This is a genomic window from Cohnella mopanensis (assembly GCF_022352055.1).
In the GTDB taxonomy this organism is placed as follows: Bacteria; Bacillota; Bacilli; order Paenibacillales; family Paenibacillaceae; genus Cohnella; species Cohnella mopanensis.
Genome location: NZ_JAKRWM010000004.1, coordinates 58,429 through 73,435 on the forward strand (window position 1 = coordinate 58,429; position 15,007 = coordinate 73,435).

The following is a 15,007-nucleotide window of genomic DNA, read 5'->3' on the forward strand; positions in this document are numbered from 1 at the left end:
TGGGAAGTTTAATGATAACGTCATCTGTTCTTTATTTGCCAATCGGACGCCGCACATTCGATATGGAAGCGGCGAAAGCGGTATGGAAATCATCGTCGGAATGGTTGATCCAGCAATGCGACACGGTCTATCAACCTGAAGCGATCGTGACTTCGATCGAGGAGCTGCAAGCTTTTCTGGATTCGGTGCGGGGTCAGAGGTTTGATTCGGTACTCTACCAAAGCGTAACGTTCGCGGATGGTGAATTTGCTAGTCAAGTATTAGCCTTTACGGAAGCGCCTTTTATCGTCTGGTCCGTAAGAGAGCCAAGCGTAGGCGGTCGGCTTCGTCTTAATTCCTTAACCGGGGGTAACAGCACCTGCAATGTATTGCAAAATCATCGCCGTCCTTTCGCATTCGTATTCGGTAATCCTGACGAGACGGCTCTTCAGGAGCAGTTGCTTCGACAAGTGCAGGTTCAACGGCTGATTGGGGATTTGGGACAGCTGTCCATTGGTGTCATTGGGGATCATCCGCCGGGCTTTTTCTTCTCGGATGCGAATGAATCTATGCTACGGGACCAATTAGGCGTTCGCCTTCACAAGCTGGATTTGCACCAAGCCTTCAAGGAATCGCTTCAGGTGGAGGAAGATCGCTGGCAGGCGGCGATCACACGCGCCGAGGAGCAGGTAGTCGGATTGAACCGTTCAGAGCAAACGGTTGTCAGATTCGCTCAATTTTATACGTATGTTCAAGATTATATACAAGCCAATCGCATTGGAGCGGTTGCGGTACGTTGCTGGCCGGATTTCTTCACTGAGCTTGGAGCGGCCGCTTGTTCTACCCTTTCACAGCTTACGGAAGTTGGCGTGATGGCCTCTTGCGAATCGGATATTCATGGCGCGATTTCCATGTACATTCTTCATCAGTTGAGCCGGGGAAGCGCACCTTATTTGGGGGATCTCGTCCATGTGAACGAGGAGAGTAATTCGGTCGTGTTCTGGCATTGCGGGGCGGGAGCGTACTCATTGGCCCATTCTCATACCGGAGCGCGGGCAGGCGTCCACCCGAACCGCAAGCTTGGATTTACGATGGATTTCGGCTTGAAGCCAGGAGGGGTAACCATCTTCAGGCTCGGATCGACGCCGGATGGATACCGGTTGCTGATTATGAAGGGAGAGGCACTCGATGTCCCGCAGCCATTCCATGGCACCTCTGTGGAGGTCGCGCTTTCCACGCCAGTGCTCAGTACGCTGAACAGTTTGATGATAGAAGGGTTCGAGCCTCATTATGCGATTGTATATGACGATGTAGCGGATACTTTAGTAGAGTTTGGCAGACAACTTAATATCCCGACCGTCATCTATGTTTGACTGAAAGGAAGAATTAGCTATGCGTAAAGTGGCCATTGGTCAAGCCGGAGGGCCTACGGCTGTCTTGAACGCCAGTCTAGTTGGATTGGTAGAAGGATTATATGGGAGTAGCGAGATTTATCCTGTCCATGACGGTTACCAAGGCTTGGTTGAACGAAATTACGGGCAGTTAAATCACAGCGGATACGAATGGATTAGACAGCATGCCGTTGTACCTGGCGCATGTTTAGGAGCCGGCAGATATGATTTCTCTTCTGATTTAATGGAGCGTGCGCTCAATCAGTTGAAGCTGGACGATATTCATACGCTCGCGTTTATCGGGGGCAATGGCACGATGGCCGCGTTGCAGCGGATGGGGGACATGGCCCGGCAGATGGGCTATGAGCTTCAGACTATAGGCGTTCCTAAGACAGTGGACAATGATTTGTGCGAGACCGACCATGCTCCCGGATTCGCTAGCGCGGCCAAGTATGTGATGCTATCGGTAAGAAATATCGTGAAAGATCTAGAAGCGATGAGAAATTTCGAGCAAGTGCGCATCATCGAGACAATGGGGCGAAACGCGGGGTGGCTAGCGCTTAGCAGCGGATTTTTGCGGTCATCCGATCAAGACGGGCCTCATCATATTTATATCCCGGAGATTGCGGTCTCAAGCGAGGAGTTTCTGAAGAGCGTAGGGGAAACCGTTAAGGTAAACGGTACGGCAACGATTGTCGTCAGCGAAGGATTTTCCTTCGCCGGCGAGGATAAAATTGAAAGAAACGTTGTGAATGGCAGACAAATTCTAGGGGGTATATCGAGTCGAATGGAGCAACTGATTCGAGACCAATTCGGCTTTAATGTACGTTCTGAGAATCTGGGCATGAACCAACGCAGCGCATCTTATGCGGTGTCTCTTCAGGATCGCCAGGAAGCCTATGAAGTAGGCAAGCAGGCAGCTCTCTATATAAAAGAGGATTTATCCGGTCTAATGGTGAATATTCAAAGGCAAAACACAAAATGCTATAATTATACAGTGGGCCAAGTGCCTCTCGAGCAAGTTGCCCGCTCTGGGGAGAGACTTTTACCTGCCTCATACTTAGCGAATTTGCCTGAATATTACAACTGGTTGGGTCCAATTCTTGGAGAGTCTATTGCTCCATACCCGGCCAAGTGGAGGGAAATAAAGAATGAATCAACTATTTACCCCGAATTCGGTCGATCCCAAGAAAAATGAATCGCTCTACTTGCAAGTCAAGCAGGAGCTTCTGAAAAACATCCAAAATCAAACCTGGCGAACAGATTCTCTTATTCCGACAGAGCAAGAGCTGATGGATATGTTTAACGTTAGCAGAACGACCATCCGCCAAGCCATTACGATGCTGGTGCAGGATGGGTTGCTGGAAAAGCGCCAAGGAAAGGGCACGATCGTTCTGCCGATGAAGCTGGTCAGCAATCTAGGGCGGTTGAGAGGATTCGCGGAAGAAGTCATGGAGCGGGGGATGGTTCCGCATTCCCGGTTAATCAGGGCGGAAATATTATCGACGTTAAGCCACGAGAAGTCGATGCTTCAGCTTGGGGACAAAGAGTCCGTTTTATTAATAGAGCGAATCCGGTTCGCCAACGATACGCCGATCGCTTTAGAAAGAAGCTGCTGGCCGGAGGAGATTGGCAGAATTCTTCTGAAGCATGATTTAAATACGGCTAAATACTATGAAATTCTTGAAAGCAATTATGTCTATCTGAAGCAGGCAAACGAGAAAATATCGGCGATTAACGCAACGCTTCCGGAAGCCGATCAGTTAGGTATTCGTGCAGGCGAAGCAATGCTGGAGATGACCCGATTAAGCTACGGCTTGGATGGACATCCCATTGAGTTTACGAAGACCAAGTATCGAAGCGATCAATATAGTTACGACATTGAACTTATTAGATAGGAAGAGGATGAGAATATGCCGTTTATATCCGGAACGGAATTATTAAAGCAAGCTTGGCAGCGTAAGTATGCAGTCGGGGCTTTCAGCGCACATAATGCAGAGACGATCCAAGCGATTCTCATGGCTGCCGAGGAAGAACAGTCGCCGGTCATGATCCAGATCGGTCAGCGGGTCATTCATCATATTGGCTTGGAAGCGATGAAGGTGATGATCGATACATTAGCCAAAGACGTTAGCGTACCGGTGTGCATTCATCTGGATCATAGCCGCCAATACGTTCAGACGATTCAGGCGATTCAATTAGGATTCCAGTCCGTCATGTTTGACGGCTCGGCTCTCTCTTTTGAAGAGAATACGGCGTGGACACGCAAAGTGGTCGAGGTGGCGCGCGCGCTGAACATAGGCTCGGAAGGCGAAATCGGCAAAATCGGAGGTACCGAGGATGATATCACCGTAGCGGAGGAAGATGCGATGATCACCTCTGTTCATGAAGCTGTCTCCTTTGTTGAAGCGACGGATGTGGACTACTTAGCGGTATCGATAGGTACAGCGCATGGCATGTATAAGAAACCTCCTAAGCTTGCATTGGATCGGTTGAAGGAAATTAGCGAAGCCGTGAATCGGCCGATTGTGCTGCATGGAGGATCGGATGTGCCGGATGAGCAAATCCGTCAAGCGATTGCACAGGGCATCGCCAAAATCAACGTGGATACAGAGCTAAGACAAACCTTCACGCTTGGCATGCAGGACATTCTCGACGCCGATCGCGAAGAATATCACCTAGCGGTTTCTCTCGGCAAAGGCAGAGAGAGAATGAAGCTGAAGGTGCAGGAGAAAATCCGTTTGTTTGGCAGCGCGGGGAAATCCAAAGAATTCGCTTAACTAAAGACTTAAAGATAGTGATGTTACTATGAATTTGAGGTGATCTTTATGCATCAAACCTATGGAATATGGATAAATGGAAGCTGGGAGCAGACGTCTCGGACGATGGATGTCTTGGATAAATATACGCAACAGAAAGTAACTACCATTGCCGTTGCGGAAGAGCAACATATTACCCGGATGGTTGAATGCGCGCAGGATGCGTTGCGTAAGCCTTTCGGCAGCTATGATCGGTATAAAGTTTTGTCGAAAGCAGCAGAGTTACTTGTGCAACGAAGAGAACAATTTGCTGGGGTGCTTGTGAAAGAAGTCGGCAAGCCCATTAGAGATTCGCTAGGCGAGGTTGACCGGGCTGCGCAAACGTTATTGATTTCTGCCGAGGAAGCGAAACGGATTCATGGGGAAGGCGTACCGGTTGAGGCGGCTCCCGGATCGGAGAATCGAATGGCCTTCTCCATTCGGGTTCCTGTCGGCATAATTGCGGCGATTACGCCATTTAACGTTCCATTGAATCTAGTGTGTCACAAAGTTGGACCTGCGTTAGCGGCGGGAAATGCGGTCATCTTGAAGCCTTCGGAGGTAACGCCGACAGTATCGTTGCTATTGGCTGAGCTATTCGCAGAAGCGGGCTTGCCATCAGGCCGTCTAAACGTAGCTACCGGATTCGGGCCGGAAATCGGCGCCTGGCTTGTCGCTAACCCGTTAGTGCGCATGTTCTCGTTTACGGGAAGCGTAAGGGTAGGCGAATGGCTACGGCAGCATGCAGGAGTTCGTAAAGTGGCATTAGAGCTAGGCAACAACTCTGCCAATATCGTACACAAGGATTGCAATCTGGACCAAGCGGTTGAGATGATCGCAACAAAAGCGTTTAATAACGCGGGCCAAGTTTGTATATCCGTTCAAAGGGTATTCGTACATGAAAAGATCAAGCAAGAATTTCTTTCTAAACTGATCGAACGCACCAGGCGCCTAATCGTCGGTAATCCGCAAGAGGAGAAAACCGATATCGGTCCTATGATCAGCCTGCGGGAAGCGGAGAGAGTCGAAAGCTGGGTGCGGGAAGCGGTGATCGAAGGAGCATCCCTTGCGATCGGTGGGAAGCGGGAAGGTTCTGTTTATTATCCGACGATCTTAACTAACGTGAAGCCGACGATGAAAGTGTACTCCATGGAGGTATTTGGACCAGTCGTTGCTATAGACACTTACAGTGAGGAAAATGAAGTCATTGCCAAGGTGAACGATTCCGATTATGGGCTTCAGGCCGGTTTATTCACTTCTGATCTCGGATTTGCCATGAAGGCGGCAAGAGAGCTCGAAGTTGGCGGCTTGATAATTAACGATGCTTCCGCTTATCGCGTCGATCAAATGCCTTATGGCGGTGTTAAGAACAGCGGTACGGGCAAAGAAGGGCCTTCATATGCAATAGAGGAAATGACGGAAGAGCGGCTTATCGTCATGAATCTGGTCTAAGGGGACGTAATTGATGCCATTGCTGCGCAGGACGAACTCTTTGCTGGATAAATGGATTTTTCTACTTATGCCTGCATTGATCTTCATCGGCATATTGAGCGGTCAAGGGCTTGCGGTTCTATCATCTAATATAACTCCCTACCTGTTCATGTTGTTAACCTTTATTTCAACTCTAAAGGCGGATTATCGATCTTTTGGGAGCGTGTTTCGCAAGCCGGTTCAGTTCTGCCTTTTCCTTGTCGTTATTCAATTGTTCCTTCCTTGGTTGGTATGGAGGGCAGCCGAAGCTGTATTCGTAACCGAACCGGATTTAGCAATCGGGATAACGATATGTGTTCTGCTCCCGATGGGTGTCACTTCGATTTTCTGGGTTTCTTATAATAAAGGAAATATGGAATCGATCGTTGCTTTTGTAACATTGAATACATTTCTAAGCCCATTCATCGTACCAGCATCTTTCGCGGTGGTATTAAGCTCACATATTAGTTTGGACAGCGGGAGTTTAATGATGAGCTTAGTCAAGCTTGTTTTAATACCAGCCGGGCTTGGTTTGGCTGTAGGGGAGAGGCTTAGAAGAAATAAGGTTTCCAATGGATTTGAGACTGGATCCGCTCTCTCAAGCAAAGCTTGCCTGTTCGCCATTGTGTTGTTGAATGCTGCGGCAATATCCGGGCAACTGGATGTTCTGGGCGAGCATATCGTTAAACTGATGATTGCGATCTTCCTTGTAATGGTACTGGGGTATATGGCGAGTTATGCATTAAGTACTTGGTTTAGTCCAGAACGGGGTACTCAAATTGCTATTTCATATGCCGGGGGAGTGAGGAATTACACGGTCGGCGTTGTGTTGGCGGCAGCATACTTCTCGCCGATCGTCGGAATTCCAGTGTTGCTTGCCATGCTGTTGCAACACCCGTTAGCGATGTTATTTGTTTATTTTTTTAGAATTGTATTTTATGGTATCGATAGCAGATCTCGATCACTCTCAACTAAGAAAGAACCGTCTCGTTAAGTTGTGGGAAGCGGTTTGACCTGCACAGGAAAGCACGAATGAACACCCCTCTCGCACGCAGGAGTCTTCCCTTTGGAAGCTAACAGCGATTGTGATGGGGGTGTTCGTCATACAGGAGATCTACGAGAATCTCCCATTCAAGCTATCTACCCTTAGAAGCAGATGAACCCTATGAATGTTTCTAGATAGGTTTGCCCATACTAAAAGCTATGAAAACCTTATAGCAGGAGGTATCGGGATGTTTAAGTGGGTAAGCTGGGTGGTCCGGATGGGAGCGACAGCATTGCTGCTCAGCTTCTTGTGCATATGGACGACGGGTTATATCGTGAACAGCTACATGGAAACGGTAGTTAAGCAGCTAGATTTGCCGATAGAAATTCAACCGATAGCGTTATCGGGGGTATGGGGGACATTATGGGGCGCGGATAAGCAACCGAAGAAAGAAGTTCAAGAAGAAGCAAGTCAAAGCCCCTCTGGAAATAACGTGGATGAACCTCGGCATACGCAAGCGAGTGGAGAGCTAGGGGGCGAATCGTCATCCGATGAGTCTTCGGGCGACGGAAATCCGGTAACCGATCCGGTTACGAATAAAGGCCAAGAGATACAACCGAATGGTGAAGCAAGCCCTAGTCCAGGTCCCGCACCGGAGGGTAACTTGGAAGAGGATGGCACCGTTCCCGTGTTCAACGGTGAAGCCGCAATAGGACAATTGACCGACTCGGAAAGACAGAAGCTGTATGCCATGGTCGTATCGAAGCTCAGTCAGGAACAGCTAAAACAGCTATCGGATTCCTTGCAGGGAGGATTAACTTCGGAGGAGCTAGCAAGCGTAAAGGGGATGCTTAAAGCCGCCTTAACCGACGAGGAGTATGCCCAAATGATGGAAGTTCTCGAAGGGACTAAGAAGTCGGAGCAAGATGTGATTCCAGACTAAATAAAACGCTTACATTAACACAAGCCACCGGGCAAGTAAACCGGTGGCTCTTTCCATTTTTCATAATTCTAATCCGCTCAAAAGGTTGATAGATTTGTCAGACCTATGCTAAAGTGAGGTACAAGCTTTGCCAAAACCGGGAAAAAGAATATCGAAAGCAAGGGAAAAGGAGAAGATCATGGCCGTTTTCAGGGGAATGGATCGAATCCGGAAAATGATTACCGCTACGCGGCAAACCTTCCGGCATGTTCGGTTCACGCAATTGAAAGGGAAGACTCAATCCGATAATCCGACGCACTCTATTCTAAGCAATCTACTTCAACATTACCGCCAACCTCTTGTTATAACCTTATGCGGAGTTGCCGCAGTGGTCGCGGTAGGTATCGGCGGACATAAATATGTGCAAGCCCATAGCGTAGAATATTATAACGTTCTTCTAGAAGGGAAACCGATAGGAGAGATTAGCAGCGAGGAGAAGGTCGAGCAATTACTTGCCGCTAAAGCTCTAGAGCTCGAGAATGCAGATACACCCGTACGCCATGTGTTGGATGCGAATCAGGTCACCTTCACGTCTGAAAGGGCTTACATGAAGAAGACCGACGACGAAGCGACGCTGACTCGTCTCGAAGGCATGCTCCACACCCATTCTATCGGTGTCAAGCTCATTGTCGACGGCGAGGAAGTGGGTGTCGTCCGGGACGAGCTAACAGCCAAGAAGGTGTTGCAGCGCGTGAAGAATAAGTACGCGCCGGCCAGGCTCATCGCCAAGAATGCCGCGACCGAAGTACAGTCCTTATCCTTGAAGGCAACTCCGGCGGTAGCTGCATCTACCGAAGAAGATAAACCGCAGCGAATGATTACGTCGGTCAGCTTCGTAGAAGAGGTCCAGATGGTCGCGTCCGATCTGAGCGACGACGTGAAGCTGTCGGACCCGGAGGAACTGTTCGCCACGCTTACGGAGGGTGAACCGATTCCTAGGAAGTATACAGTGAAGCAGGGCGATTGCATCGGATGCATTGCCTCGAAGCTCGATATTAGCGAGGAGCTTATATACCAGAACAACAAATGGATCAAGAACGACAGCATACATATCGGGGACGTCTTGGATCTGTCCGAGGAAGAGCCGCCGATCTTGAACGTGAATTCCGAAGAGCAAGTGACGGAGATCGAAGTTATTGAACCGCCGATCGAATACCAGAAGAGCGAGTCTATGAAGCTGGGGCAGCAGAAGGTGCTTCATGAAGGTTCGGAAGGCAAGCAACAAGTCACATACAAGTTGGTCAAGCGCAACGGTTCGCTTATCGAAGAAGAGCAAATTGCCAAGAAAGTGTTAGTGGCTCCGGTCGCGACCGTTATTCTCAAAGGAACGAAGGTCATTCGCGGCGAAGGCTCAGGTAAATTCTCTTGGCCGGTGCTAGGCGCTCGCATCTCAAGCTATCAAGGCGCAAGATGGGGACGGTTGCACAAAGGCATCGACATCACCGGGAAGAAAAACATACTAGCCGCGGACGAAGGCGTAATCGAGTTTGCCGGTTACAAATCAGGCGGATTAGGAAACGCAATTATTATTAACCATAATAATGGATTCAAAACCGTTTACGGCCATATGAAGAGCGTTAATGTTAAGAAAGGCCAGATCGTAGAGAAGGGCGATGTCATCGGCATCATGGGCAGCACGGGGCGTTCAACCGGAACCCATCTGCACTTCGAAGTGTATTTGAACGGCAATTTAAAGAATCCTACAAGTTACTTATAATGAAGAAAGCTTTCCCTAGGGTCCGAATGGGCTTGGGAAAGCTTTTTTTGTATGAGGAATCCCATGAAACGCCATTGGGGTCTTGTCCGCGTTATGGTAAGATAAACTATAGATTAGCTTCCGAGAAGCGGGAGGCGGTGACGCATATGTTGGGTAAGATTCTGGTCGTCGACGATGAGCGGCCGATTGCGGATATTCTGAAGTTCAATCTTGAAAAAGAGGGCTACGAGGTCGTGTGCGCATTCGATGGCGAGGCGGCTGTTCGGCTTGCGTTCGAAGAGGAGCCGGACTTGATCCTGCTCGATCTGATGCTCCCGATCAAAGATGGCATGGACGTATGCCGCGAGGTGCGGACGCGATTGTCCACGCCTATTATTATGTTAACGGCCAAGGACAACGAAATCGATAAGGTGCTGGGGCTAGAGCTTGGCGCGGACGATTACGTAACGAAGCCGTTCGGCACGCGGGAGCTGTTAGCCCGGGTTAAGGCACATCTGCGCCGCCAGCGCAAGGTAGAGCCTACCCGCGCGGACGAGGAAGCGAAGCCGGAAGACGAGCGGCAAGGCTTGAAATTATTCAATCTTTTTATCGATACGGACATGTATGTTGTTTATAAGAACAATCAACCGCTCGATCTCACCCATCGGGAATTCGAGCTCGTTCATTATTTGGCGAAGAATAGCGGCAAGGTTATGACTCGCGAGCATTTGCTGCAAGCCGTATGGGGATTCGAATATTTCGGAGACGTGAGGACGGTGGACGTAACGATTCGCCGGCTCCGGGAGAAACTTGAGGACGATCCAAGCCGTCCGGAGATCATTATGACCAGACGCGGCCTTGGTTATTTGGTGCGCAATCCGAAGATGACGGGCGGTCATTACGGATGAGAGGCGTTCGCTTGTTCCGCAGCATTCAGATTAAGCTGATTATGATGGTGCTGCTGCTCATCTTGATCGCGGTTCAGTTGATCGGGGTGTACTTCATCAGCACGATGAAGAATTCCTTGATCAATTCCTTCACGGACAATTTAAATAGGCAAGCCAATCTGTTGACGACTTTCTTATCCGAGTCTTTCGACAGTAAGGATGCGAACGCTCAAGCGAGTACCGAAGCGATGTTGAGCGCGCTTGTCAGAAACTTCGATACGATTAGCGGCGCGCAAATAGAAGTTCTCGATGCGGGTGGTAAAGTGCTCGCTACTTCTAAGCAGACGCAACAATCGTATATCGGACGCAAGAATACGTCATTGCTCGTCAGCCGAGCCCTTCAAGGGGTTCGGGATAACGAAGAAGAAATTATAGACGAGGATAATACTCGGAGTAAGATCATTGCCAAGTCGGTATTCAGTAACGGCAAGATCGTTGGGGCGATCTACATCGTCGCTTCGATGAAAGATCTGTACCAGACGATGGAAGGCATTAACCGCATATTCGTATCGGCGACGTTAATCGCGTTAGGGCTCACTGCCATTCTGGGCGTACTGCTCGCGGGCACGATCACTTCCCCGATCAAGGCGTTAACCCGTCAGGCTACCGCGGTGGCGGAAGGCCGGTTCGACGAACGGGTTCCCGTATTCGGCAAGGATGAGATCGGCCAGCTTAGCGTCGCCTTCAACGATATGACTGACCGTCTTAGCGACGCGCTGTCGATTAATGAGGAGGAGAAGGAGAAGCTGGCTTCGATTCTCTCCAATATGAGCGATGGCGTCTTGGCTACCGATGAATTGGGACGGGTAATCGTTACGAATCGGAGGGCACGGGGAATGCTGGGATTCACGGAGCTGGAGGATGGAATCACGCTATCCGAAGCGCTAGGCATTGAGAAGGCCCCGATCGCGGACACCCTTGATGGGAACGAATCATCCCTGCTGCTTAATCGGGTTGACGTTCAAGACGAGGATCTGGTGTTCCGGGTTACGCTTACTCCGATTCGCAGAAGAGACAAGGGAGTCGCCGGTGCGATTGCGGTGCTTCAGGACGTTACGGAGATGGAGAAATTGGAGCAATCCAGGCGGGAGTTCGTGGCGAACGTATCCCATGAACTACGAACGCCGTTGACGACCATCAAGAGCTATGCCGAAGCACTGGATGACGGAGCTCTCGATGAGCCGCCGCTTGCGGACCGTTTCGTTGGCGTTATTCGCAGCGAGACGGAGCGGATGATCAGGCTTGTGACGGACCTGCTGCATTTGTCACGGTTCGATTCCAGGCGCAATCAACTTCGTAGGCAGAAGACCGATTTAACGGAGATGCTCGAAGAGGTCGTGGACCGCTTTTCTTTCCAGTTGCGGCAGAAGGCCATTACCGTTTCCGTTAAAGTAGATAACGCGCAGAAGACAGCATGGCTAGATCGAGACGGAATTGACCAAGTGCTGGATAATCTCGTTTCCAATGCCATTAAATATACGCTAGACGGAGGTTCTATTGATATCTCTGCGAAGGGCAACGAAGCAGGACAGCTGGCGATAACGATTAAGGATACCGGAATTGGTATTCCGAAGAAGGATCTCAACCGGATTTTCGAGCGCTTCTACAGGGTGGATAAAGCCCGCTCGCGGAATATGGGGGGCACGGGACTCGGATTGTCGATTGCCCGGGAAATCGTCAGGGCGCACGGAGGTTCGATTATGCTTGAGTCGGAATCGAATGTGGGTACCGTCGTAACGGTACTGCTGCCGATCTTGTCGGAAGGAAGTGAGCCCGCGTGATCGAGAAAGCAAAATCGGTTCTTCTCTTTCTTCTTGTCGTTATCAGCCTTGTCCAAAGCTACTCTCTGGCTTATAGCAAACCGTACTTGGAAGCCAAAGTGAAGACCGAACAGGATTACGTGAAGACGGAGCCGCTCGGCACGGAATTGTCGGTAGATAACATGATCTTCCCGGAGATGCTCGTGCTGCATCTCGGGAACGACAAGCATACGGTGTTCTATCCGAGCACGCGCCCTTACTACGAATTAATTCTGACGAAATTGAAGATTCGCGAGTTCAAGGGGATGCAGCGCGCTCCCGTAAATTCCGTCGATTGGGAGCAAATTCGGCAAGAGTACCAAGGAGTGGAGCTGCGGTTCGGGCGCCCGATCCCGTTCGAGTTGCTGCAGAAGGAGAAAGGATTTAAGATCGACAGCGACTTTCTGTTCTTCGGGGATTCCATCGATCGAATCTGGATCTATACGAATAAAGCCCGCGAGGAAGTAAGAACGTATTTCTTCAGCTCTGACGGCCGTTACGTGTATGAAGCTCAACGGGCGGATTTGACGATCGGCGATGTCGAGGGTTACGTCGGTTTCGGGCAATATTGGGATCCTTATACGACCGTGGACGGCAATCTCTATCTTCCCGAGAAACCGGTGACAAGGCTGCTTGAGCTAGACGTCGCGTTCGATCGGTACACTACGGAACAGATGGTGGACAATTTATTTTTCGATCCGGCGATCACGAGAACGATTCAAGACAGCAAAACGGGGCCGCAATTTTATACCGATGGCAAAATAGGACTGAAAGTAGAGCAGGGCGGAACATGGCTCTCCTATACGAATCCTGTGGCGCCAACGGACGGGGAAAGCGATCTTGTCGATAACGTTATGGCCGCCATTAGCTTCGTGAATCAACATGGCGGCTGGAACGGGAAGCATCAGTTCGTTAAGGAGGCTAGATCGGAGACGGGAAGCTCCGTCATCCGCTTCAGGCAATATTACAGAGATATTCCCGTTGTATCAAGCAACGCGACCAACTTCGGGTTCATGCAGTTAACGTTGCAGCAAGGGGTTGTTTCTTCCTATAACCGGTCGATGGTGATTCTTGAGAAAGAAGTCTCTAACAAGAGCAACAGACAGCTTCCGGGCGGCGATTCGTTGCGGGTAATCCTTAACGGTATGGATTCGAACGGGCGGAATATCGAAGCTTTATTCCCGGCCTATCGGCCGGTTATGAAGGACGACAAGGTTACATTGAGCCCTGTTTGGGCGGCAAGGTTATTCAGCGGCGAAGTTGTCATCGTATCGGATTCAAGTCCGGTCATCGTGAGTTAGATAATACCGATAAGACTTAAGTTAGGGAGGAGGCGCGGGATGGACTGGAGACGAGCCAAGAGCGTATTGATTATTTCCTTTCTCATGTTGAATGTGGTGCTAGGGTATCAGCTGTGGAAGGAATGGCGGGAACGACTAAACACGGCGGTAGACTGGACATCCCTCCCTCCCGAAACGTTGCAGATCATGCGAGAGAAGAACATTCAGGTGGATGACAATGCGAAGATTCCGACGGAGACGCCAGCCATGAGGGAATTAACGTATATGTTCAAGCAACGCGCGGGGGAGAACATTAAGGACCGTACGGCAATTATTCCAACTTCGGAAACAAGATTTGTTTTCTCCCAGGAAGAGCTTGTCGGTGCGCTTGGAGGAGTCATTCCGGAGTTAAAAAGCTACACGTTGGATCAACCGGCCAGCCGCGAGGGAGTGTTCTTCGTCTTTAATCGGATGGAGGGCGGATGGCCCATGTTCGATATTCACCTAAATCTGTTTCACAGCGAACAGAAAATAAGAGCGTATTCGCAGGATCGTATCGAGATCAAGCCTTCTACGGGAGTGAAGGATCAGCAGGTATTGTCCGCCGCTAAAGCGTTAGCCAAAGTCATTGAACGAAACCTGCCGGTAGGTTCGGTAATCAAGGAAATACGCTTGGGTTATCATGGGGAAATTTTCGACGATGCCGGAGCCCAGGTTTCGACACCATCATGGAGGATTTTGCTAGAAAATGGAGAAGAAGTGTATTACGTGAATGCTATCAGCGGAGAGGTTACGACAGAGAAAGGCGATGCTCTCGTATATCCCTAAAGGTATGGAGGCTCGCTCGGGAGAGGAATAGGAAGCAATCATGGGACTTCGATTCACGGTATTGTCCAGCGGATCGACCGGTAATGCGACCGTCGTGTCTACGGATTCGGCCAGCGTGCTTATTGATGTCGGTTTAAGCGGCAAGAAAATAGAAGAGTTGATGAAAGAAAGAGAGATGACCGGACAAGAGCTGGATGCGATCTTCGTGACGCACGAGCATTCCGATCATATTAAGGGGTTGGGTGCCTTCGCGCGAAAGCACCAGCTTCCCATCTATGCCAACGAGAAAACCTGGGGCGCGATGCTTCGAACGATCGGAGAAATACCGGATGAGCAACGGAAAATCATGCCTACGGACAGCGTAATGGAAATCGCCGACCTAAGAATCGAATCGTATGCGATATCGCATGACGCGATTGAGCCGGTCGGCTACTGTTTCCAAGCGGACGGAGCTAAGCTGAGCTTGGCGACAGATCTTGGCTATGTCAGCGATAAGGTCATGCGCCAGCTGCAAAATTCCGACGTCATGGTACTGGAATCCAACCATGACGTAGACATGCTGAGGATGGGCAGGTATCCATGGAATATTAAACGGCGTATCTTGGGAGATACCGGCCATCTATCCAATGAAGCGGCTGGGGAAGCGTTATGCAGGCTGCTGACGGGCAGCTTGCGAAGAGTTTATTTGGCGCATTTGAGCCAGGAACATAACCTTATGGATTTAGCCAAACTCACCGTGAATACAGTATTAGAAGATAACGGTTTCTTCTACCAGAAGGACGAATTCGCCCTATGCGATACGTATTACGACCGGCCGACCCCATGGGATATTGTTAAAGCCAAATGAGAAAT

At 49.9% G+C, this 15,007-nt stretch carries 13 protein-coding genes; all 13 read left to right on the top strand.

Features of this window, described 5'->3' with window-relative positions; all coding sequences use genetic code 11:
* Positions 1-11: 11 nt before the first annotated feature.
* The 13 genes from sftI to L3D05_RS07745 all read left to right on the top strand — a co-directional run bounded on the left by sftI (position 12) and on the right by L3D05_RS07745 (position 15,002).
* Positions 12-1,352: a sulfoquinovose isomerase gene (gene sftI, locus L3D05_RS07680; protein ID WP_239615438.1), complete on the top strand. Its 1,341-nt coding sequence runs from the start codon at positions 12-14 to the stop codon at positions 1,350-1,352.
* Positions 1,353-1,371: 19 nt separating this feature from the next.
* Entirely contained in the window at positions 1,372-2,568 is a 1,197-nt protein-coding gene (locus L3D05_RS07685) for a diphosphate--fructose-6-phosphate 1-phosphotransferase (protein ID WP_239615439.1), read from the top strand.
* Entirely contained in the window at positions 2,522-3,268 is a 747-nt protein-coding gene (locus L3D05_RS26600; RefSeq protein ID WP_305037422.1) for a GntR family transcriptional regulator, read from the top strand. Before L3D05_RS07685 ends, L3D05_RS26600 begins: the two co-directional genes overlap by 47 nt.
* 15 nt (positions 3,269-3,283) lie before the next feature.
* On the top strand, positions 3,284-4,150 hold the full coding sequence (locus tag L3D05_RS07700) for a class II fructose-bisphosphate aldolase (RefSeq protein WP_239615440.1): 867 nt from the start codon (positions 3,284-3,286) through the stop codon (positions 4,148-4,150).
* 48 nt (positions 4,151-4,198) lie between these two features.
* The gene (locus tag L3D05_RS07705) at positions 4,199-5,620 is read left to right on the top strand and encodes an aldehyde dehydrogenase family protein (protein ID WP_239615441.1); all 1,422 of its coding nucleotides are present in this window, start codon (positions 4,199-4,201) and stop codon (positions 5,618-5,620) included.
* Between the two features lie 13 nt (positions 5,621-5,633).
* Positions 5,634-6,632 carry a bile acid:sodium symporter family protein gene (locus tag L3D05_RS07710; protein WP_239615442.1) on the top strand — a complete coding sequence of 333 codons (999 nt, stop codon included), beginning with the start codon at positions 5,634-5,636 and terminating at the stop codon, positions 6,630-6,632.
* 238 nt (positions 6,633-6,870) lie between these two features.
* Positions 6,871-7,566 (top strand): hypothetical protein, encoded by a 696-nt coding sequence (locus L3D05_RS07715; protein WP_239615443.1) that lies wholly within the window; start codon positions 6,871-6,873, stop codon positions 7,564-7,566.
* A gap of 178 nt (positions 7,567-7,744) precedes the next feature.
* A complete protein-coding gene (locus L3D05_RS07720; protein WP_239615444.1) occupies positions 7,745-9,322 on the top strand; it encodes a peptidoglycan DD-metalloendopeptidase family protein in 1,578 nt (525 codons plus the stop codon).
* 146 nt (positions 9,323-9,468) lie between these two features.
* Positions 9,469-10,209, top strand: coding sequence for a response regulator YycF (yycF, locus tag L3D05_RS07725; RefSeq protein WP_239615445.1), 741 nt, complete (start codon positions 9,469-9,471; stop codon positions 10,207-10,209).
* Positions 10,206-12,029 (top strand): cell wall metabolism sensor histidine kinase WalK, encoded by a 1,824-nt coding sequence (gene walK, locus L3D05_RS07730; protein WP_239615446.1) that lies wholly within the window; start codon positions 10,206-10,208, stop codon positions 12,027-12,029. Before yycF ends, walK begins: the two co-directional genes overlap by 4 nt.
* Entirely contained in the window at positions 12,026-13,348 is a 1,323-nt protein-coding gene (locus tag L3D05_RS07735) for a YycH family regulatory protein (RefSeq protein ID WP_239615447.1), read from the top strand. Before walK ends, L3D05_RS07735 begins: the two co-directional genes overlap by 4 nt.
* 39 nt (positions 13,349-13,387) lie before the next feature.
* On the top strand, positions 13,388-14,155 hold the full coding sequence (gene yycI / locus L3D05_RS07740) for a two-component system regulatory protein YycI (RefSeq protein WP_239615448.1): 768 nt from the start codon (positions 13,388-13,390) through the stop codon (positions 14,153-14,155).
* 40 nt (positions 14,156-14,195) lie between these two features.
* Positions 14,196-15,002: an MBL fold metallo-hydrolase gene (locus L3D05_RS07745; protein WP_239615449.1), complete on the top strand. Its 807-nt coding sequence runs from the start codon at positions 14,196-14,198 to the stop codon at positions 15,000-15,002.
* Positions 15,003-15,007: the final 5 nt, after the last annotated feature.

Bases quoted from the DNA above. Each gene is read 5' to 3' on its own strand.
- sftI (WP_239615438.1), top strand. From the start codon at position 12: ATGATAACGTCATCTGTTCTTTATTTGCCAATCGGACGCCGCACATTC.
- L3D05_RS07685 (WP_239615439.1), top strand. From the start codon at position 1,372: ATGCGTAAAGTGGCCATTGGTCAAGCCGGAGGGCCTACGGCTGTCTTG.
- L3D05_RS26600 (WP_305037422.1), top strand. From the start codon at position 2,522: ATGAATCAACTATTTACCCCGAATTCGGTCGATCCCAAGAAAAATGAA.
- L3D05_RS07700 (WP_239615440.1), top strand. From the start codon at position 3,284: ATGCCGTTTATATCCGGAACGGAATTATTAAAGCAAGCTTGGCAGCGT.
- L3D05_RS07705 (WP_239615441.1), top strand. From the start codon at position 4,199: ATGCATCAAACCTATGGAATATGGATAAATGGAAGCTGGGAGCAGACG.
- L3D05_RS07710 (WP_239615442.1), top strand. From the start codon at position 5,634: ATGCCATTGCTGCGCAGGACGAACTCTTTGCTGGATAAATGGATTTTT.
- L3D05_RS07715 (WP_239615443.1), top strand. From the start codon at position 6,871: ATGTTTAAGTGGGTAAGCTGGGTGGTCCGGATGGGAGCGACAGCATTG.
- L3D05_RS07720 (WP_239615444.1), top strand. From the start codon at position 7,745: ATGGCCGTTTTCAGGGGAATGGATCGAATCCGGAAAATGATTACCGCT.
- yycF (WP_239615445.1), top strand. From the start codon at position 9,469: ATGTTGGGTAAGATTCTGGTCGTCGACGATGAGCGGCCGATTGCGGAT.
- walK (WP_239615446.1), top strand. From the start codon at position 10,206: ATGAGAGGCGTTCGCTTGTTCCGCAGCATTCAGATTAAGCTGATTATG.
- yycI (WP_239615448.1), top strand. From the start codon at position 13,388: ATGGACTGGAGACGAGCCAAGAGCGTATTGATTATTTCCTTTCTCATG.
- L3D05_RS07745 (WP_239615449.1), top strand. From the start codon at position 14,196: ATGGGACTTCGATTCACGGTATTGTCCAGCGGATCGACCGGTAATGCG.